Origin of the sequence: Blattabacterium cuenoti (assembly GCF_014252455.1) — a bacterium.
Classification (GTDB): domain Bacteria; phylum Bacteroidota; class Bacteroidia; order Flavobacteriales; family Blattabacteriaceae; genus Blattabacterium; species Blattabacterium cuenoti_R.
Window position 1 is genome coordinate 469,896 of the sequence record NZ_CP060245.1, and the last position, 21,916, is coordinate 491,811.

Annotated in this window: 19 protein-coding genes and 1 tRNA gene; 9 read left to right on the plus strand and 11 right to left on the minus strand. The window is 21.5% G+C overall.

Annotated features, from left to right (window positions below; translation table 11 throughout):
- Nucleotides 1–76 precede the first annotated feature (76 nt).
- The 6 genes from dnaB to H0H56_RS02360 are packed head-to-tail and all read right to left on the minus strand — an operon-like array spanning nt 77 to nt 7,217.
- Nucleotides 77–1,597, minus strand: coding sequence for a replicative DNA helicase (dnaB, locus tag H0H56_RS02335; protein WP_185873738.1), 1,521 nt, complete (start codon nt 1,595–1,597; stop codon nt 77–79).
- A gap of 24 nt (nt 1,598–1,621) precedes the next feature.
- On the minus strand, nt 1,622–2,578 hold the full coding sequence (locus H0H56_RS02340; RefSeq protein ID WP_185873739.1) for an acetyl-CoA carboxylase carboxyltransferase subunit alpha: 957 nt from the start codon (nt 2,576–2,578) through the stop codon (nt 1,622–1,624).
- A complete protein-coding gene (locus H0H56_RS02345; RefSeq protein WP_185873740.1) occupies nt 2,579–3,337 on the minus strand; it encodes a succinate dehydrogenase/fumarate reductase iron-sulfur subunit in 759 nt (252 codons plus the stop codon).
- A gap of 14 nt (nt 3,338–3,351) precedes the next feature.
- Entirely contained in the window at nt 3,352–5,376 is a 2,025-nt protein-coding gene (locus H0H56_RS02350; RefSeq protein WP_185873741.1) for a fumarate reductase/succinate dehydrogenase flavoprotein subunit, read from the minus strand.
- 10 nt (nt 5,377–5,386) lie between these two features.
- The gene (locus tag H0H56_RS02355) at nt 5,387–6,028 is read right to left on the minus strand and encodes a succinate dehydrogenase cytochrome b subunit (protein WP_238858463.1); all 642 of its coding nucleotides are present in this window, start codon (nt 6,026–6,028) and stop codon (nt 5,387–5,389) included.
- A gap of 28 nt (nt 6,029–6,056) precedes the next feature.
- Nucleotides 6,057–7,217 carry a cysteine desulfurase family protein gene (locus H0H56_RS02360; protein WP_185873742.1) on the minus strand — a complete coding sequence of 387 codons (1,161 nt, stop codon included), beginning with the start codon at nt 7,215–7,217 and terminating at the stop codon, nt 6,057–6,059.
- A gap of 192 nt (nt 7,218–7,409) precedes the next feature.
- Here H0H56_RS02360 and rny point away from each other — a divergent pair, with 192 nt between their 5' ends.
- From rny to lpdA, 3 genes are all read left to right on the plus strand, one after another.
- Nucleotides 7,410–8,960, plus strand: coding sequence for a ribonuclease Y (gene rny, locus H0H56_RS02365; RefSeq protein WP_185873743.1), 1,551 nt, complete (start codon nt 7,410–7,412; stop codon nt 8,958–8,960).
- A gap of 14 nt (nt 8,961–8,974) precedes the next feature.
- Complete coding sequence (locus H0H56_RS02370) at nt 8,975–9,952, plus strand: deoxyhypusine synthase family protein (protein WP_185873744.1); 978 nt, start codon at nt 8,975–8,977, stop codon at nt 9,950–9,952.
- 66 nt (nt 9,953–10,018) lie between these two features.
- Entirely contained in the window at nt 10,019–11,437 is a 1,419-nt protein-coding gene (gene lpdA, locus H0H56_RS02375) for a dihydrolipoyl dehydrogenase (protein WP_185873745.1), read from the plus strand.
- Here the strand turns inward: lpdA and H0H56_RS02380 are convergent, their stop codons facing one another.
- The 5 genes from H0H56_RS02380 to H0H56_RS02400 all read right to left on the minus strand — a co-directional run bounded on the left by H0H56_RS02380 (nt 11,438) and on the right by H0H56_RS02400 (nt 14,113).
- Complete coding sequence (locus H0H56_RS02380; RefSeq protein ID WP_185873746.1) at nt 11,438–11,788, minus strand: 4Fe-4S dicluster domain-containing protein; 351 nt, start codon at nt 11,786–11,788, stop codon at nt 11,438–11,440.
- 269 nt (nt 11,789–12,057) lie between these two features.
- Nucleotides 12,058–13,068 (minus strand): bifunctional diaminohydroxyphosphoribosylaminopyrimidine deaminase/5-amino-6-(5-phosphoribosylamino)uracil reductase RibD, encoded by a 1,011-nt coding sequence (locus tag H0H56_RS02385; RefSeq protein ID WP_185873747.1) that lies wholly within the window; start codon nt 13,066–13,068, stop codon nt 12,058–12,060.
- Complete coding sequence (locus tag H0H56_RS02390; protein WP_185873748.1) at nt 13,058–13,816, minus strand: shikimate dehydrogenase family protein; 759 nt, start codon at nt 13,814–13,816, stop codon at nt 13,058–13,060. Before H0H56_RS02390 ends, H0H56_RS02385 begins: the two co-directional genes overlap by 11 nt.
- A gap of 8 nt (nt 13,817–13,824) precedes the next feature.
- Nucleotides 13,825–14,022, minus strand: a complete 198-nt coding sequence (gene rpsU / locus H0H56_RS02395) for a 30S ribosomal protein S21 (protein WP_185873749.1) — start codon at nt 14,020–14,022, stop codon at nt 13,825–13,827.
- A 16-nt stretch (nt 14,023–14,038) separates the two neighbouring features.
- Nucleotides 14,039–14,113: transfer RNA gene (locus tag H0H56_RS02400), tRNA-Val, on the minus strand.
- Between the two features lie 74 nt (nt 14,114–14,187).
- Here H0H56_RS02400 and recG point away from each other — a divergent pair.
- From recG to greA, 6 genes are all read left to right on the plus strand, one after another.
- Complete coding sequence (gene recG / locus H0H56_RS02405; RefSeq protein ID WP_185873750.1) at nt 14,188–16,263, plus strand: ATP-dependent DNA helicase RecG; 2,076 nt, start codon at nt 14,188–14,190, stop codon at nt 16,261–16,263.
- 17 nt (nt 16,264–16,280) lie between these two features.
- A complete protein-coding gene (locus H0H56_RS02410; protein ID WP_185873751.1) occupies nt 16,281–18,380 on the plus strand; it encodes an ATP-dependent helicase in 2,100 nt (699 codons plus the stop codon).
- An 18-nt stretch (nt 18,381–18,398) separates the two neighbouring features.
- The gene (locus tag H0H56_RS02415) at nt 18,399–19,367 is read left to right on the plus strand and encodes a cation diffusion facilitator family transporter (protein ID WP_185873752.1); all 969 of its coding nucleotides are present in this window, start codon (nt 18,399–18,401) and stop codon (nt 19,365–19,367) included.
- Between the two features lie 51 nt (nt 19,368–19,418).
- A complete protein-coding gene (locus H0H56_RS02420; protein ID WP_185873753.1) occupies nt 19,419–20,009 on the plus strand; it encodes a DUF4290 domain-containing protein in 591 nt (196 codons plus the stop codon).
- Nucleotides 20,010–21,317: a UDP-N-acetylglucosamine 1-carboxyvinyltransferase gene (gene murA / locus H0H56_RS02425; protein ID WP_185873754.1), complete on the plus strand. Its 1,308-nt coding sequence runs from the start codon at nt 20,010–20,012 to the stop codon at nt 21,315–21,317.
- Between the two features lie 120 nt (nt 21,318–21,437).
- The gene (gene greA, locus H0H56_RS02430; protein WP_185873755.1) at nt 21,438–21,911 is read left to right on the plus strand and encodes a transcription elongation factor GreA; all 474 of its coding nucleotides are present in this window, start codon (nt 21,438–21,440) and stop codon (nt 21,909–21,911) included.
- The last annotated feature ends 5 nt before the right edge of the window (nt 21,912–21,916 follow it).

Here is a 21,916-nt window from a genome sequence, read left to right on the forward strand (position 1 = left end):
TTTTTTTTATAAAAAAACTTATAATAATCTTTTTTTTATTTAAAAAAATATATTATTTTATATTTTACGTTAAATTTTAATTTTTATTAAAATCTTCTTCTAAAAAATCATTATTTTCATGATTTTTAATAAAAAAATTTTCTTTATAATTTTCTTCCCAAATGAAATATTTTGAATCTTTTTTTTGAAAATCTAAAAATTTTACTTGATCACTAACAAATTTTAAACGAATTTTATCTAAACTTCCATTTCTATGTTTAGCTATAATAATTTCTGCTTGTCCGATACAAGATTCTTTTTTTTCTGTATCCCAAATTTTAAAACCATAATATTCTGGTCTATAAATAAATAAAACAATATCTGCATCTTGTTCAATAGATCCAGATTCACGTAAATCAGATAATAATGGTCTTCTACTACCACCTCTAATTTCTACAGCTCTAGATAATTGAGATAAAGCTATTATAGGAATATCTAATTCTTTAGCCATAGATTTTAAATTTCTAGAAATTATTGAAATTTCTTGTTCTCTATTTCTTAATAATTTTAAATTATGATCATTAATTCCCATTAATTGCATATAATCAATTAATATTAATTTAATTCCATGTTGAGATATTAAATTTCTGCATTTTGCTCTTAAATTAAATATAGATAAAGAAGGAGTATCATCAATAAAGAGAGGAGCTTTTTTTAATTTTGAGGTTTTATTAAAAATATTTTTCCAATCTAAATCAGAGAGATTAGCTTTTTTTATTTTTTCTGAAGATATTCCTGTTTCTGATGAAATCAATCTTGTTATTAATTGAATAGATGACATTTCTAATGAAAAAATTACTGCAGGAACTTTTTGTTTTAATACTATATCTCTTACCATAGATAACATAAATGTTGTTTTTCCCATTCCTGGTCTAGACGCTAATATAATTAAATCTGAATTTTGCCAACCAGAAGTTATTTGATCTAAATGATAAAAACCAGAAGAAATTCCACTTAATCTTTCTTTATTATTTTCTATTTTTTTTATTTTATCAATAGCTTTTTTAACAAGAGATTCAGTTGTTTCATATTTTTTCGTTATTAAATATTTTTGATTTATTTCAAAAAGTTTAGATTCTGCTTCATCTAATAATTCAAAAACATCTATATTATCATGATAACAATTTTTTATAATATATGAAGATATATTAATTAGTTTTCTTAAAATAAATTTTTGTTGAATAATACGACTATGATATTCAATATGTGCGGAAGAAATAACTTTTTGTGTTAATTCTATTAAATACAATTCACCTCCAATTTTATCAAGATTCCCATCTTTTTTTAATTGATTAGAAACAGTATATAAATCTATTGGATGATAATTATGATATAATTTTTGAATAGAACGAAATATATCTTGATGTTCTTTTTTGTAAAAAATTTCAGGAACAAGAATATCAATGATTATATCTAATCCTTTTTTATCTATCATTATAGACCCTAGAATGACTTCTTCTAAATCTAATGCTTGAGGAGGAATTTTTACATTTTTAATAAAATGATCATAATATTTTTTATTATCTTCTTTATATATCAAATTATGTTTTTTATTCATAAAAAATATAAATAAAATATTTTTTTAATCATTAAAATGTCCTATAGTAATATATTTGTTTTTTCTCTTTCTAATAAGAACATCAATATCAATAGATGATAATTCTTTATAATATTTAATAATTTTTTTTTTTATTAATTGAAAAGATTTTTTATGATTAAAATGAGCACCTCCTAAAGGTTCTTTAATTAAATCATCTATCAATTTTAATTTTAACATATCTTCTGCTGTTAATTTTAATGATTTTGCAGAATCTTCTTTTTTTTTCCAATTACCCCAAAGAATAGTTGAACAACTTTCAGGAGAAATAACAGAATACCAAGAATTTTCCATCATAGATACTTTATCTCCTATTCCAATTCCTAAAGCACCTCCACTAGCACCTTCTCCTATAATTAATACAATAATTGGAACTTTTAAACACATCATTTCATAAATATTTTTTCCAATTGCTTCTCCTTGACCTTTTTTTTCAGCATCCATTCCTGGAAAAGCACCTGGAGTATCTATAAAAGTAACAATAGGTTTATGAAATTTTTCAGATAATTTCATTAGTCTTAATGCCTTTCTATATCCTTCTGGATTAGGCATTCCAAATCTTCTATATTGTCTATCTTTTGTATTTTTCCCTTTTTGAGTCCCTATTAACATAAAAGTTAAATTATCTATTTTTCCAAAACCTCCTATCATCGCCTTATCATCACCAATATAACGATCTCCATGTAATTCAATAAAAGATTCTTTTTTAGTAATAGATAATATATAATCTAAAGTATAAGGTCTATTAGGATGTCTAGATAATTGAACTCTTTGCCATGGAGTTAATTTTTTATGTAATTTTTTAATTGTTTTTTCTAATTTCAATTTTAATTGATCACAAACATTTTTCATATTTACCCCACTTTTTTTTTCGATAAGAACACAATTAATATATTGATCCTGAATCTCTTTTATCGGTTTTTCAAAATCTAAATATTCCATTTATATAAAAGATTGAATATATTCTTTATTCATTAAAGAAATATTTTCTGTAGAAATTCCTTTTGGACACTCAATTTCACAAGATTTTGTATTAGTACAATTACCAAACCCTTCTTCATCCATTTTTTTTACCATATTTAATACACGTTGTTTTCTTTCTATTTTCCCTTGAGGTAATAAAATAAATTGAGAAATTTTTGCTGCAACAAATAACATCGCGGATCTATTTTTACATGCAGCTACACATGCACCACATCCAATACAAACAGCAGAATCAAAAGCTTTATCTGCATTTTCTTTAGAAATAGGAATCATATTTCCATCTATAGTTTTTCCTAAAGTATTAACAGAAATAAATCCTCCTGACATAATTATTCTATCAAAAGAAGATCTATCTACTATTAAATCCTTAATAATAGGAAAAGGTTTCGCTCTCCAAGGTTCAATATATATTGTATTAATATTGTAAAATCTTCTCATATATAATTGACAAGTAGTTGTTAAATTTTCTTTTCCATGAGCCCTTCCATTTATATATAAAGAACACATTCCACAAATACCTTCACGACAATCATGATCAAAAGCTATAGGAGTTTCCTTTTTACTATTATTTATAATTTGATTATTTAATAAATCCAACATTTCTAAAAAAGAACTATTAGGAGAAACATCATATACTTTATAAGTATAAAATTTTCCTTTTTCTTTATTATTTTTTTGTCTCCATATTTTTAAAACAAAAGAAAGTAATTTTTTCATAAAATTTTATTTTTTTATTTATAAGAACGAAATTGTAATTTTGAAAAATTAAATATTAAAGATTCTTTATGAAAAATTTCTTCAGAAATAGGTTTCCCTTTATTATATTCCCACACAGAAACATATTTATAATTTATATCATCACGTAATGCTTCACCTTCTTTTGTTTTATATTCTTCTCTAAAATGACTACCACAAGATTCCTTTCTTTTTAACGCATCCATAGAAATTAATTCTCCTAATTCTAAAAAATCAGCTATACGAATAGCTTTTTCTAATTCTGAATTGAATCCATCTATTCCAGGTATATAAATATTTTTCCAAAAATTATTACGAAGTTTTTGTATATCCTTTATCGCTTTTAATAATCCATTTTCATTTCTACTCATTCCTACATATTTCCACATAATATTTCCAAGCTTTTTATGAAAAAAATCAGGAGATATATTTCCATTATTTAATAATAATTTTTTTATTTTATTTTTTACTTTTTTTTCTGAATTTTCAAAATTTTCATGTTTTATAGATATTTTCTTATTATTTTTTCCTATATATTCAGATAAATAATCTGCAATAGTATAAGGTATAATAAAATATCCATCAGCTAATCCTTGCATTAAAGCAGAAGCTCCAAGACGATTTGCACCATGATCAGAAAAATTAGCTTCTCCTATTACATAACAACCTGGAATAGTAGACATTAAATTATAATCTACCCATATACCTCCCATAGTATAATGAACAGCAGGATATATTTTCATAGGAGTTTCATAAGGATTTTCATTAGTAATTTTTTCATACATATGAAATAAATTTCCATATTTATCTTTTAATCCTTTTTTTCCTAATTTTTGTATTGTTTTTTCATTTGAATTATGTATTCCTAATTCATTAGTTTTTTCTTTTCCATATTGTTTTATATAAGTAGTAAAATCTAAAAAAACACCTTCTTTAGTTTCATTATTTACTACTCCAAATCCTTTATCACAACGTTCTTTTGCAGCACGAGATGCAACATCTCTTGGAACAAGATTACCAAATGAAGGATAACGTCTTTCTAAATAATAATCTCTTTCTATTTCTTGAATATCTTTAGGTATTTTATTTCCATTTCTTATTAATAAAGCATCTTCTATTTTTTTTGGGACCCATATTCTTCCATCATTTCTTAATGATTCTGACATTAATGTTAATTTAGATTGATAATTTCCATGGATAGGAATACATGTAGGATGAATTTGAGTATAACAAGGATTTGCAAAATAACCTCCTCTTTTATGAACTTTCCATATCGCTGTAGAATTAGATCCCATAGCATTTGTAGATAAAAAAAATACATTTCCATAACCTCCTGATGCTATAATGACTGCATGACTAGAATGACGTTCAATTTCTCCATTAATTAAGTTTCTAGCAATAATCCCTCTAGCTTTTCCATCTATTATAACTATATCTAACATTTCATGACGAGTATACATTTTTATTCTTCCTTTTCCTATTTGTCTAGACATAGCGGAATAACATGCAAGCAAAAGTTGTTGTCCTGTTTGTCCTTTAGCATAAAAAGTTCTAGATACTTTTGTCCCACCAAAAGATCTATTTTCTAAATAACCAGAATAATCTCTAGCAAATGGAACTCCTTGAGCTACACATTGATCAATAATATTAGATGAAATTTCAGATAAACGATAAACATTAGATTCACGTGATCGATAATCACCTCCTTTAATTGTATCATAGAAAAGTTGATCAACAGAATCATTATCTCCTTGATAATTTTTTGATGCATTAATTCCACCTTGAGCAGCTACAGAATGTGCTCTTCTAGGTGAATCTTGATAACAAAAAATTTTAATTTTATATCCTAATTCTGCTAATGTAGCAGCAGCAGATCCACCAGATAATCCTGATCCAATAATAATAATATCTAATTTTGATCTATTATTAGGAGATACTAATTTTAAAGTAGATTTATGATTTTTCCATTGATCATTTAATGATCCATTTGGTATTTTTGATATAAAATTATTATAAATCATATAAAAAATTTTAATTTTTTAAAAAAAACCAAATAGCAATAATAGAAAAACCACAACAAATAAACCAAGTATAAAAATAACCTAATTTTTGTATCCAAAAAAAATTTCTTTTATTAGAAAAACCTAAAGATTGAAAAGTAGATTGGAATCCATGATTTAAATGAATTCCTAAAATACAAAAAGAGATAAGATATATTAATGTATATATAGGATTTTTAAATAAAGAAATAACTAATATATAATCAGAAATAATAGGTTTATTATATATAGGAATCATAAAATTCATCAAATGTAAAATTAAAAAACATAAAATCAAAAAACCAGTATAAATCATACTTTTACTACTAAAAGTAGTAATATCATTTTTGATATAATAATCTATTTTACCTTTTGATTTTTTATTTTTTAAATGTAATTTGAATCCTAGTAAAATATGAATAATAAAACCTAAAGCTAATATATATTCTGATATTTTTATAAAAATATTACTTCTCATAAAAATAACGGCATTATTAAATGTTTTTTCTCCATAAAAAAGAAAAAAATTAATACTTAAATGTAATAATAAAAAAAATATCAAAAAAATTCCGGTAATTGCCATTATTATTTTTCTACCAATAGAAGATTGAATCATTAAATAATTAGAATTCACTATTTGTATAATCTTTTATCAAAGATATTTAATTTTTATTAATTTTTTTAAAAGCATCTATTAATAGATCTATATCTTTTTTTTCATTAAAAATTCCAAAAGAAATTCTAATTGGCATCATCTTTTTTAAAAAATGTTCATTATTAGTTATAGATGATATAACATGAGAAATTTTTTTTAATTGTTTTGAAGTACAAGAACTTCCTTTAGAAATAGCAATTCCCATTAAATCTAAATGAAAATATAATAAATGATCTTTTTTTGGATAAAAAATATTTAAAATAGTAGGAATACTTTTATTTGGAATATTAGATAATCCATTAAAAATAATATCATATTGAATTTTTTTTAATTCTGAAATACAATAAGATTTTAAATTTTGTATTTTTTTTAAATTTTTTTGTAAATCACTATAAGCTAAATTTAAAGCTTTTGATAATCCTACAATACCATAAATATTTTCTGTTCCTGGACGAATTCCATATTCTTGATATCCTCCAGTCATCAATGATTTCATTTTTTTTAAATTTTTTTCTTTGATAAAAATAAAACCAATTCCTTTAGGACCATAAAATTTATGAGCACTAGCTGTAGCAAAATCTACAGTATTTTGATGCATATCTATTGGATAATTTCCAATAATTTGTATAGTATCTGAATGAAAATAAGCATTATATTTTTTACAAAGATTTCCAACTTGATCTAAATCTAATAAATTACCTATTTCATTGTTAGCATACATTAAACTAACTAATATTTTTTTTTTAAAATTTATTTTTAATTTTTGTTCAAGATGATTTAAATCTATTATTCCTTTATTTTTGATTTTAATAAATTCTACACAAATTGAATATTTATTAGATAAGTCTAAAACAGTTTTTAATACAGAATAATGTTCTAAAGGAGAAGTTAAAATACATTGAATTTTTAAATTAATCACAGCAGATCTTAAAATAAGATTATTAGCTTCTGTTCCTCCAGAAGTAAAAATAATCTCTGATGGAGAAGCATTAATATTTTTTGCTATACTAATTCTAGATTCTTCTATAAGTGAACGAGTTTTTCTTCCATAACTGTGTTGCATAGAAGAAGGATTACCAAATGAATATTTTAATGTATTAATCATAACTTTGATTACCTCACTTCTTACAGGAGTTGTTGCTGCATTATCTAAATAAGCTCGTTTCATTTTTTTATTACTAATTTATTAAAATAAAAATAAAAATAACCTATATATTATTAATTATTACTTCATTAAACTGCATTTTAATAAAATATTTATCCTAAAAAAAATTATGATATATCCTATTAATTTTTAATTATTGTTAATAAAAAAATGTTATTAAAATATCTATTTTATTTTTATTTAAATTAAATAAATATGAAAATAAATGTTGGATTTTTGATACTAATGGGGTTTATAATTGGAGTAATTACATGTTACTTTTTTGGTAAAAAAACCATATTAAAAAAATATATTCAATTATTAGAAAAAACAAATAATAAAGTAAAAAAAATTATTAAAAATGCAGAAAAAAAAGGAGATTCTATAAAAAAAAATAAAATCATTCAAGCAAAAGAAAAATTTATTGAGCTTCAATCTAAATATGAAAAAAATATTCATTTTAGAGAAAAAAAAATTAAAGATAAAGAAAATAGATTATCCAAAGAAATAGAAATTTATTTTAATAAAAATAATCGTTTAGATGCACAAATCTATGACTATGAAAAAAAATTTAAAATTCTTAAAAGAACCAAAAAAGAATTTAATTACATACATATAAAACAAATAAATTTATTAGAAAAAATATCTAATTATTCTTCTGAAGAAGCTAAAAATGAATTAATTAATCTTTTAAAAGATGAAGCAAAAACAAAAGCACAAACTTATATACAAAATATTATAGAAGAATCACAATTAACTGCAAAAATGGAAGCAAAAAAAATTATTATACAAGCTATTCAAAGAATAGGAACAGAACAAGCTATAGAAAATGCTGTTTCTATTTTTCATATAGAATCAGATGATGTAAAAGGACGTATTATTGGAAGAGAAGGAAGAAATATAAGAGCATTAGAAAAAGCAACTGGAGTAGAAATTATAGTAGATGATACTCCAGAAGCTATTCTTTTATCTTGTTTCAATCCTATACGAAGAGAAGTAGCTAGATTATCTCTTCATAAATTAGTTATAGATGGAAGAATCCATCCCGCAAGAATTGAAGAAATTGTAGAAAAAACAGAAAAACAAATTGAAGAAGAAATAATAGACATAGGGAAAAAAAATATTATAGATTTAGGTATTCATGGAATACATCCACAATTAATTAAAATGATAGGCAGAATGAAATACCGTTCTTCTTATGGACAAAACCTTTTACAACATTCTAGAGAAGTAGCTAATTTATCTGGAATATTAGCTTCTGAATTAGGATTAAATGCTAAAATAGCAAAACGTGCTGGATTATTACATGATATTGGAAAAATTCCTGAAAAAGAAACTGAACTCCCTCATGCAATTTTAGGAATGCAATATGCTGAAAAATATGGAGAAAATATTGAAGTTTGTAATGCAATTGGATCACATCATGATGAAATAGAAATGAAAGTCCTTATATCTCCTATTATACAAATATCAGATTCTATTAGTGGAGCACGTCCAGGTATAAGAAAAAATTCTTTTGAATCTTATTCTAAAAGATTAAAAAATTTAGAAGATATTGCTTTTAGTTTTTATGGGGTAAATAAAGCCTTTGCTATACAAGCAGGTAGAGAATTACGTGTTTTAGTAGAAAGTAAAAAAATAGATGATCAAAAAGCCTTTCAATTATCTTGTGATATAAAAGAAAAAATAAAAAATGAAATGACTTATCCTGGTCAAATTAAAGTTACAGTTATTAGAGAAACTAGAGCAGTCCAAATAGCCAGATAAAATTATAAAAAATTATGAAAAACTCTATTACTTCATTTATTAAAAAATATTTTCTTCATTTTAATGCATTATCCTTATACGAAGCAGCTAAAGCATATAAAAATCATATTCAAAATAATGGAAAAATGATGATAACTATAGCTGGAGCTATGAGTACTGCAGAATTAGGAAAAATTTTATCTAAAATGATACGAAAAAATAAAGTTCATATTATTTCTTGTACTGGCGCTAATCTAGAAGAAGATATAATAAATTTAATAGCTCATTCTCATTATAAAAAAATATCAAATTATAGATATTTAACTCCTGATGAAGAAAAAAAATTTTTTAAAAAAGGATTTTATAGAATTACAGATACTTTAATACCAGAAAAACAAGCTTTTAAAAAATTACAAAAACATATTATTTATCTATGGAAAAGAGCTCAACAAAAATCTCAACGATATTTTCCTCATGAATATATTTATCAATTATTATTAGAAAATATTTTAGAACCATATTATAATATAAATTCAAAAGATAGTTGGGTATTAGAAGCAGCAAAAAAAAATATACCTATAGTAGTACCTGGATGGGAAGATAGTACTATAGGAAATATTTTTACTTCTTTTTGTATAAAAAAAATATTTTTACCTTCTATTGTAAAAAATGGAATTGAATATATGATGTATCTAGCTAAATGGTATAAACAAGAAACTATTAATAATAATAATAAAATAGGTTTTTTTCAAATAGGTGGAGGAATTTCTGGAGATTTTCCTATTTGTGTAGTTCCCATGCTTTCACAAGATATTGGATTAGATAAAACTCCTTTTTGGTCTTACTTTTGTCAAGTTTCTGATTCTACTACCAGTTATGGTTCTTATTCTGGAGCTATTCCTAATGAAAAAATAACTTGGGGAAAAGTGGATAAAAATACACCAAAATTTATTATTGAATCAGATGCTACTATTGTAGTTCCATTAATTTTTGCATATATTTTAAATATGTAAGATATTCATTATTTTAACACATTAATTTTTGTAACTTTATTACTTATTTTTAAAATATTTTTTATAATGATTCAATATGATCTTATAATTATAGGCTCTGGCCCAGGTGGATATATCTCTGCTATTAGAGCCAATCAATTAGGACTACATACAGCTATTATAGAAAAATATTCAAAATTAGGTGGTACATGTTTAAATGTAGGTTGTATTCCTTCAAAATCTCTTTTATATTCTTCTAAATATTTTTTTTTAGCAAAAACTAAACATCATTTACATGGAATTATATATAATTCTTTATCATTAGATTTTAAAAAAATGATGATAAGAAAAAACAATATCATTAAAAAAAATAATGAAGGAATTAAATTTTTAATGAAAAAAAATAAAATTGATTTATATCAAGGAATAGCCTCTTTTCAAACTAATCATATTCTTTCTCTTATAGATCCAAAAACATTAAAAATAATAAAAAAATTACAATTTAAATATTGTATTATAGCTACAGGATCTAAACCTTCTAATTTTAATTTTTCTTCTTTTAATATTAAAAAAAGAATTATTTCTTCTACAGAAGCTCTAAATCTTAAAAAAGTACCTAAAAAATTAATAGTAATAGGTGGAGGAATTATCGGATTAGAATTAAGTTCTCTTTATTATAGATTAGGAAGTTCTGTTACTATTATTGAATCTATGGATAGATTAATTTATAATATGGATATTTCTTTAAGTGAAGAAATAAAAAATCTTTTTGAAAAAGATTCTATTAAAATAGAAACTTCTTCTTTGATTAAAAAAATTATTCCAAATACTAACGAAGTATCCGTTTATATTAAAAAAAAAAATAATGGTAAAGAAATTAAATATACAGGAGATTATTGTCTATTATCTATAGGAAGAATTCCTTACACTAAGGATCTTGAATTAAAAAAGATAGGAATTAAAAAAGATAAAAAAGGTTTTATCATTGTTAATAATTATTTTCAAACTTCTGTAAAAAATATTTATGCTATAGGAGATGTTATTGGAGGAAAAATGTTAGCACATAAAGCCGAAGAAGAAGGATTATATGTAGCAGAATATTTATCTGGACAAAAACCTAATCAATTAAACTATAATTTAATTCCTTCAGTAATATATACTTATCCGGAAGTATCTAGTGTTGGAAAAACAGAACAAGAAATAAAACAAAAAAAAATAGAATATCAAACAGGAATTTTTCCAATCAAAATATTAGGAATTGCAAAAACTAGCGAATCTATGTCTGGTTTTATTAAAATTATATCTCATAAAAATACAGATGAAATATTAGGAGTCCATATAATAAGTAATCATGCATCAGATATGATTATGGAAGCAACTGTTGCTATGGAATTTAGTGCTTCTTCAGAAGATCTTTATAGAATTTGCCATCCACATCCTACTTTTAGCGAAGCTTTTAAAGAAGCAGCTTTATTAAGTTTTTATAAAAAAGCAATCCACATATAATTAATAATTATTATGTAAAAAATTTTTTTTATTTATAAGATCTTTTTTATTTTCAAAAAAAGAATTATCTAATATACAACAATTTACAGGACAAATATTAATACATTGTGGTTCTTCATAAAAACCTACACATTCTGTACATTTTTCAGAAACTATAAAATAAATATCTTTTTTTTTAGGATTTTGAAAAGAAGTAGGATCTATCAGAATATTTTTAACTTTTTTTTTCTTTTTTAAAGAAGTTCCATCTGACATTCTCCATTGTTTACCTCCTTCATAAATAGCATGATTAGGACATTCAGATTCACAAGCTCCACAATTAATACATTCATCTGTAATTTTTATAGACATTTATTAAAATTTATAAATATGATATTTTTTTTATAATAAATTAAGAATTTTTATATAAATTAAAAATTTTTTTATTTATAAAATTACAAATTTCAATCCTTTTTTAAGGATCTTTTACTATTTTTAATAATGAAAAAAACTTTATTATTCGATATTTTTATTTCTTTTAGAAAATATTCTACTTACTTATTAAGTATCGCAAGATTTAATTAAATTCAATAAAATAATATTTTATCATTTTATGTAAAAATATTTTGAATAAAAAATAATTAAAATGGTTTTTTTATTATTAATTGATCTTTATTGATATTTATTTTTTTTATAACTTTTCCGTTTATTACTGGAATTTTTAATCCTTTTTTTAAAAAAATATTTTTATAAATAAAAATTCTAGATTCATCCCAAATATTTTTTTTTATAAATTTTTCTAAAATTATTTTATCTCCTCCTATTTCTATCAGAACTGATACAATATTCATTTTATATAAAAAATATAATATATTGTTAATAAGATTTTTTTTAAACAAAATTTGAAAAAATTTAATTTTTTTTTTATTTTTAAAAATAATTGTTTTTGTCCTTTTACTTAAAAAAGTCGGATATCTACTTAAATTTTTATCTAAAAAAATTTTAATTGGAATATTACCTTCCCAATTTTTAATATTTTTTTTTTTATTAAAAAAATTTTTTTTTCTTATAAAAACACTATTTTCTTCAGATCTCCATTTATTATTTAATTGTTGATAATACAAATTTTGAATAAAATTTATTTTTTTTTTCAAAAAAAAATCTATATAACCATCTTCACTTTGTTCTATTTTTAAAATAATAAAAGGACGTTTTTTTTCATAAAAAGTAAATAAACGTTTATTTAAAAAACGACATTCATCTATCAATATATTTTCTATTACTTTGATTCCATTATTTTTTAATTTTTTAATACCTAATCCTTTTATTTTTGGATTTGGATTTGTAATTCCTATTACAACTGTAGAAATATAATTTTTTATAATAAGATCTACACAAGAAATTTTTTTGATTCGATTGATACAAGGTTCTAATGTTAAATAAATTGTCGATTTTTTTAAAAAAATTTTTTTTTTAATATTATTAATAGCATTTTTTACTGCATGTAATTCCCCTTTTTTATACCATCCTTCTGAAAGAATTAATCCATTTTTTTCTATTACACATCCTACCATAGGATTTGGATAAGTTAATCCTAATCCATTTTTAGCTAATTGAATAGCTCTATACATAAAAATATTTTTATTTTTCAAAATTCCATATTTTCCAAGATTCTTCTGCTTGAATGTGTAACATTTCTAATCCATTTCTAATCATAGCTCCTTTTTCTTCTCCTTTTTTTAAAAATAAAGTCTTTGAGGGATTATAAATTAAATCATATAAATAATGTTCAGAAGATAAATATTGATATGGTAAAAAAGGACAATAATTAATAAAAGGATAAGTTCCTACAGGAGTACAATTAATAATAATTTTAAAATCTTTTAATAAATTTTTATTAATTTCTGTATAAAGAATAAAATTTTTATTTTTTTTTCTAGAAACATATTTATATGGTATTTCTAATTTTTTTAAAATAAATGAAACTGATTTAGATACTCCTCCTGTTCCTAAAATTAAAGCTTTTGGTTTTTTATATAATAATATATTCATATCCTTTTTAAAAGAAAATTCAAAACCATAAACATCTGTATTATATCCTATACGATATTTATTTTTATCAATTTTTACTACATTTACTGATCCAATAGATTTAGCTTCTGGCATAATTTTATCTAAATAAGGGATAATACTTTCTTTATATGGGATAGTAATATTACATCCTTTTAAATTAGGATTTTTAAAAATATTTATAATATTTTCTATTTTAGGTATATCAAATATTTTATAAGTAACTTGATGAATAGATTCTTTTTTAAATTTTTTTAAAAAAAAATTTTTTGAAAAAGAATAATGAATTTTTTTTCCAACTAAACCGAAAATATATTTATATTCTTTCATTAAAATTTTTATTCTTCTTGTTTTAATTTCATTTTTTCTCTATATTTAGCTTTTAAAATTTCATTTCTTCTTCCTTCAGAAGGTTTTATATATTGTTGTCTTTCTCTAAATTCTTTTAAAATACGTGTTTTATCAAATTTTTTTTTACATTTTTTCAATGCTTTATCAATAGATTCTCCTTCTCTAACTGTTGTAATTAATATCATAATAAAAAAATTATAGTGGACATTATCGGATTTGAACCGACGTCCTCTACTCTGTCAAAGTAGTGCTCTTCCCCTACTGAGCTAAATGTCCTTTGTTTTTTTTTATTTTAACAAAATTAAATATTTTTTAATTACATAAAAATTATGTGATTTAAATATAAAACAATGTATCAAGATTTTTTAGAAAAATCTATAGATAATTTAAAAGGGTTAAATAAATTAAATTTAAAAAAAATTTTTTTTTTAAAAAAAGAATTAAAAATTTATACTTATGAAGATTTATTACTTTTTTATCCAAAAACATATATTCATTATTCTATAAAAAATATATCCGAATTAAAAAAAAATACAAACGATAAAATTCAAATATTAGGAAATATTACTCAATATAAAAAAATACAATCTAAAAATAAAAAAGAAATATTAATCGCACGTTTTGAAGATTCTACAGGTTTTATTGAATTAATATGGTTTCAAAAAATTAATTTTTTTTTAAAAAATATTGAAATAAATAAACCTATAATAGTTATTGGAAAAATAAAACGTTTTAAAGAAAAAATACAAATTTTTCATCCTAATTTTAAAAAATTTAAAAACAATTATTCTTCTATATATCCAATATATCATATTCCAAAAAAAATACAACAATATGGAATAAATAATTGTTTTATAGAAAAAATATTAAAAAATTTAATAGAAGAATCTAAAAATATAGAATTTAAAGATTTTTTTAGAAAAAAAAATTTATTTATCAAACAATTAATGACAAAAAAAGAAGCATTAAAACAAATACATTTTCCTAAATCTTTAAAAGATTTATCTAATGCACGATATCGTTTAAAATTTGAAGAATTGTTTTTTTTACAATTATCTATTTTATATAAAAAAAATAATCAAAAAATTTCTATAGGATATCCTTTTTTAAAATTAGGAAAGAATTTTTATAATTTTTATAAATATTTTTTACCATTTACTTTAACAGATGAACAAAAAAAAGTCTTTAAAGAAATATATCAAGATTTAAAGAAACCTATACAAATGAACAGATTATTACAAGGAGATGTAGGATCTGGAAAAACAATAATCGCAATATTAACAATGCTTGTTGCTTCAGATAATGGAATGCAATCTTGTTTAATGGTTCCTACTGAAGTTTTAGCGATACAACATTATTTTTCTATTAAAAAAATGTTTTTAAATTTTAATGAAATTAAAATAGAACTATTAACTAGTTCTACTTCTAATAAAAAAAAAAAAAATATTTATAATAATATTAAAATAGGAAAAATATCAATTTTAATAGGAACACATTCATTAATTCAAGAAAATCTTAAATTTAAAAATTTAGGATTAGCTATTATAGATGAACAACAAAAATTTGGAGTAATACAAAGATCTAAAATTTGGAAAAAAAATAAAATTCCTCCTCATATTTTAATTATGACTGCTACCCCTATTCCTAGAACTTTAGCTATGACTTTTTATAATAATTTAAAAATGTCTATAATTAAAGAATTACCTTTAAATAGAAAACCTATTAAAACTATTCATTTTTATAAAAAAAATAAATTTAAAATTATTGAAATAATTAAAAATAAAATTTTAAAAAATCAACAAATATATATTATTTATCCTACTATAGAATCAAAAAAAAATAAATACCAAAATTTGGTAACTGGATATCAATTTTTTAAAAAAAAATTAAAAAAATGGGAAAATAATATTGGAGTTTTACATGGAAAAATGACCTATAAAGAAAAAGAAAATAAAATGAATCAATTTTTAAAAGGAGATATTAAAATAATGATTAGTACTACAGTAATAGAGGTCGGGATAGATGTTCCTAATGCTTCAATTATTGTTATAGAAAATGCAGAATATTTTGGATTATCTCAATTACATCAATTAAGAGGTAGAGTAGGTCGAGGGGAACATCAAAGTTATTGTTACCTTATCACTAATAATTTTATGAGTCCAGAAAATTTTTTTAAAATAAATGTTATGTGTAGCACAAATAATGGATTAGAAATTGCTAAAAAAGATCTTAATTTACGAGGAAGTGGAGATTTAACAGGAACTAAACAAAGTGGAAAAAATTATTTACGAATTGCAAATTTTATCAAAGATTATCAATTATTAAAAAAAGTAATTCCAATTGCTAAAAACTTTTTTTATAAAAATCCTAATTTTTTATTTAATCATAAAAAAATAAAAAATTTTTTTTTAGAAAAAATTAGTTAATATAAAAATATGAAAATATGATTAAGAATGATATAATATTTTCATCTCTTAATAGTTATCAACGTAAAATTATAAAAACTATTCATGGTCCAATCGTAGTTATTGCAGCCGCAGGATCAGGAAAAACTCGTGTTATTACTCATCGTATAGCTCATATGATACATAATATAGGAATTAATCCATCTAATATTTTAGCATTAACTTTTACGAATAAAGCTGCTAAAGAAATGAAAAATAGAATATCAAATATGATGGATAAAATAGATTTTAATAAAATTTCTTTAGGAACATTTCATTCTATATTTTCTAGTATTCTAAGAAAAGAATCTCATTATTTAGGATATAAATCTAATTATATCATTTATGATCAAAAAGATTCAGAAAATGTTATAAAAAAAATATTAGAAGATTTTAATTATAAAAAAACCTCTTTTAATCCTAAAAAAATAAGACAAATAATATCACAATATAAAAATAATTTAAAAAAGAAAAAATTTTCTAATGATATACAAAATATTTATAAATGTTATATTCAACGATGTTTTAAAGCAGAAGCTTTAGATTTTGATGATATTTTACTTCATACAAATTATTTATTTTTTCATTTTCCAAAAATTTTACAAAAATATCAAGAAAAATATAAGTATATATTGATTGATGAATATCAAGATACTAATATTTCTCAAAATAATATTATTAAAAATTTATCTTCTAAACATAGAAATGTTTTTGTGGTAGGAGATGATTCTCAAAGTATTTATGCTTTTAGAGGAGCAAATATTGCTAATATTTTAAATTTTCATAAAGATTATAAAGGAGCTAAAATTTTTCGTCTTGAACAAAATTATCGTTCCACTTATCATATTGTAGAAGCATCTAATAATATTATTTCTTTTAATAAAAATCAACTGTTTAAAAAAGTTTGGACTAAAAATGAAAAAGGTGAAAAAATTAAAATATATCTAGCTTATTCTGAAAAAGAAGAAGCTAGATATATTGCTTGTTCTATTATATCAATTCAAAAAAATACTAAACTTAAAAATAAAGATTTTGCTATTCTTTATAGAAATAATATACAATCTCATATATTAGAACATGCTTTAAAAGAAAAAAAAATTCCATATAAAATATATGGATATATATCTTTTTATCAACGTAAAGAAATTAAAGATTTATTAGCTTATTTTAGATTAATTAATAATCCTAATGATGAAGAATCTTTATTACGTATAATAAAAAAAAAAACAACTAATAAAAAAATAATTAATTTAATATTAAATTTTTCTAAAAAAGAAAATAAAACTATATATCATATTTTTAATTATAAAAAAAATTATCAAAAATTTTTAAAAAAAATAAATAAAAAAACAAAAAATATATTTGAAAATTTAATTATTACAATTAATGATTTACGTTTTAAATTAAAAAATACTAATATTTATATAATAGCAAAAAAGATTATTAATATTTTAGAAAAAAAAAAAAAATATTATAATTATGAAAATTTTCAATATATATTAAATAATATATCTTATTATCTTGATGAACAAAAAAAATTAAAAAATAATGGGAACATTAGTTTATCTGGTTTTTTACAATTTTTTTCTTTAAAAGAAGAAATAGATAATGAAGTTCCCAATAACAATAAAGTCTCATTAATGACAATTCATTTATCAAAAGGTTTAGAATTTTCAGTAGTTTTTATTACAGGATTAGAAGAAAATTTATTTCCTTCAAAATCTAGTTTAGAAAATGAATTTCAATTAGAAGAAGAACGTCGTTTATTTTATGTAGCTTTAACTAGAGCTCAAAAAAAAGCGATATTAACCTATACCAAATATCGTTTTTTATGGGGGAAAAAAATTATCAATACTCCTAGTCGTTTTATTCAAGAATTAAATAAAAAAATAATACATAAAAATAAAGAAAAAAGAATATCTTTCCCTTCACAACAGGACAAATTTTTAAATAAAGGTGTAAAAGTTTTTCATTCTCATTTTGGAATAGGAACAATATTAAATTTACAAAATCAAAAAAAAATAGCTATAATTAAATTTCAAACATCAGGGAAAAAAAAAATTTTATTAAAATTAGCTAAACTTATTATTTATTCCTAATATTTTTTTTACAAAATTATGGATAAAAAAAAAAAATTAAATTTTTTTTTACAAAAATTAATTTGCATTGTATCTATAATTTTATTTTTTATTAAATTATTTACTTGGTATATAACTTCTTCTATTTCTATATTTAGTGATGCAATGGAAAGTATCAGTAATATTATTAGTAGTGTCATAGGCTTATACAGTCTCTATATATCTTCTTTACCAAAAGATAAAAATCATCCATATGGTCATGGAAAAATAGAATTTATATCAACAGCTATAGAAGGGGTTTTAATATCTATTGTAAGTTTTTTAATTTTTATAAAAATTTTTATACGTATTAAATATCATAATATTTTTTTATCTAGATTAGATTATGGAATATTTTTTATGTTTTTTACTGCTATTATCAATTATTTTTTAGGTTTTTTTGCTTGTAAAATAGGAAATAAAAATAGAGTATTAACGTTAATAGCTAGTGGTAAACATCTAAAAATAGATACTTATTCTACTTTTGGAATAATAATAGGATTATTATTATTAAACATAACAAAATGTATATGGATAGATCCTATAATATCTATTATTTTTTCATTTATAATTTTATATACTGGTTTTCAATTATTAAGAAATGCAATAGCTGGAATTATGGATGAATCTGATAAAAATCTTTTGCAAGATTTATCTTTTTATATTAATGAACAAAGAAATATTCATTGGATTGATCTTCATCATTTAAAAATTATTAAATATGGAAGCTCTTTACATATTGATTGTCATTTAACAGTTCCATGGTTTTTTAATATAAAAGAAGCTAATAAAGAAGTTTATAATTTAACAAAATTAACAAATAAATTTGTACATAAAGTAGAATTATCCGTCCATGTAGACGCTTGTACAGAGAATCATTGTAAATTATGTTGCAATTTTACATGTAAAATGAGAAAAAATTTATTCCAAAAAAAAGTTTTTTGGACATTAGAAAAAACCTCCTTTTAATAGAAAATAATAAAAAAAAAGATCTTATTTTTATTCATAAAATAAATCCATATGGAATATAATACTAATCGTTTTAAATTGGTTATCCCAGAATATGGTAGAAATATTCATAAAATGATTGCTTATGCAATTAAAATAAAAAACAGAAAAAAACGTAATCGTTGTGCATTGAGTATCATTAAATTAATGACAGATTCTAATCTAAGATTTAATAAAGCATTTCCTTATTTTCAACATAAATTATGGAACCAATTATTAATTATGTCTAGATATCAATTAGATATTGATACACCTTTTCCTAAATATCATCCAGATAAATTCAAAACTTCTTTTTATAAAGCTGTATATCCTGAATATTTAACTAATTTTAGATATTATGGTAAAATTATAAGAAATATGATCCATGTTGCTATTCATTGTAAAAATGAACAAAAAAAAGAAGGATTATTATATGCTATAGCAAATACTATGAAAAAAAATTATTTAAGATGGAATAAAAATTTAGTAGAAGATAATGTAATTTTTCAAGATTTAAAAAAACTTTCAAAAGGAAAAATATGTTTAATGAATAATATGGATCCATTATTACAATGTTCTTATCTCCTTTATAAACATAAATATAAAAAAAAAAAAAAAAAATGAATGGCTACTTTTAAAATAAAAGGAGGAATTTCATTAAAAGGAGAAATTCAACCACAAGGAGCTAAAAATGAAGCTTTACAAGTTTTATGTGCAACTTTATTAACTGAAGAAAAATTAAGAATAAAAAATATCCCTAATATAGGAGATGTACAATGTTTAATTAACATATTAAAATATTTAGGAGTAAAAGTTATAAAAAATAATATTGGAGATTATACTTTTCAAGCTAAAGAAATTAATTTAAAATATTTAAATACAAAAAAATTTCATAGATATGGAAAATTGATTAGAGGATCTATTATGATTATTGGTCCATTATTAACTAGATTTAAAAAAGTAAATATGCCTATTCCTGGAGGAGATAAAATTGGACGTAGACGTTTGGATGTCCATTTAAAAGGGTTTAAATTATTAGGAAGTAATATAGATTATTCTAATCATCATCAATCTTTTTTATTTTCAACTTCTTCTTTAATAGGTAATTATATTCTTTTAGAGGAAGCTTCTATTACAGGTACTGCTAATATTATTATGGCTTCTACTTTAGCAAAAGGAATAACTACTATTTATAATGCAGCATGTGAACCTTATATACAACAATTATGTAAATTGTTAATAAAAATGGGAGCTAAAATTAAAGGTATTGGTTCTAATTTAATTAAAATTATTGGAATTAAAAAATTAGGTGGATGTACTCATACAATTTTACCTGATATGATAGAAATAGGAAGTTGGATAGGATTAGCTGCAATTACTCATTCTGAATTGAAAATTAAAAATGTAAGTTGGAAAAATTTAGGAATTATTCCTAATACATTTAAAATGATGGGAATAAAATTAGAAAAAATTAATGATGATATTTATATTCCATATCAAAAATCATATAAAATTCAAAAATTATTAAATAACGCTATATTAACTTTATCTGATGCTCCATGGCCAGGATTAACTCCAGATTTACTAAGTATTTTAACTGTAGTAGCTACACAAGCTAAAGGATGTGTTTTAATTCATCAAAAAATGTTCGAAAGTAGATTATTTTTTGTAGATAAATTAATTGAAATGGGAGCACAAATCATATTATGTGATCCTCATAGAGCTACTATTATAGGTTTAAATCATCAATATCCTTTAAAAGGATCTATATTAAATTCTCCAGATATAAGAGCAGGAATATCTCTTCTTATAGCAGCACTTTCTGCTAAAGGAACAAGTATTATAAAAAATATAGAACAAATAGATAGAGGATATGAAAATATAGATCAAAGATTACGAATTTTAGGAGCTCAAATTATCCGTATAGAATAATATTTTATAATTAATCAATTCTAATTTATTGTATAAATTTTTTTTATAAAAAAATGAATTATTATTATAAACAAAATCAATTAACTTTATTATTATAAATAATCTAATCAATAAATTATTATGACAAAATTTGAATATCTTACTAAAGAAGGTTTAAAAAAACTACAAAAAAAAATAGAAAAATTAGAAAATATTGAACGTCCAAAAATGTCTATGCAAATAGCTGAAGCTAGAGATAAAGGAGATATTTCAGAAAATGCTGAATATGATGCGATCAAAGAAGCACAAGGTTTTTTAGAAATGAATATAGCAAAATTAAAAAGAAAATTATATAATGCAAGAATTATTGATGAATCCAAAATTAATAAAGATCGAGTTTCTATTTTATCTACAGTAAAAGTAAAAAATTTAACATATGGAGGAGAACAAAGATATACCTTAGTACCAGAAGGAGAAGCTGATTTAAAATTAGGTAAAATATCTATCAATACTCCTATTTCTATTGGATTACTAGGAAAAAAAATAGGAGATATTGCTCATATTAAATTACCTAATAATATGATATTAAATTATAAAATATTAGAAATAATATAATAATA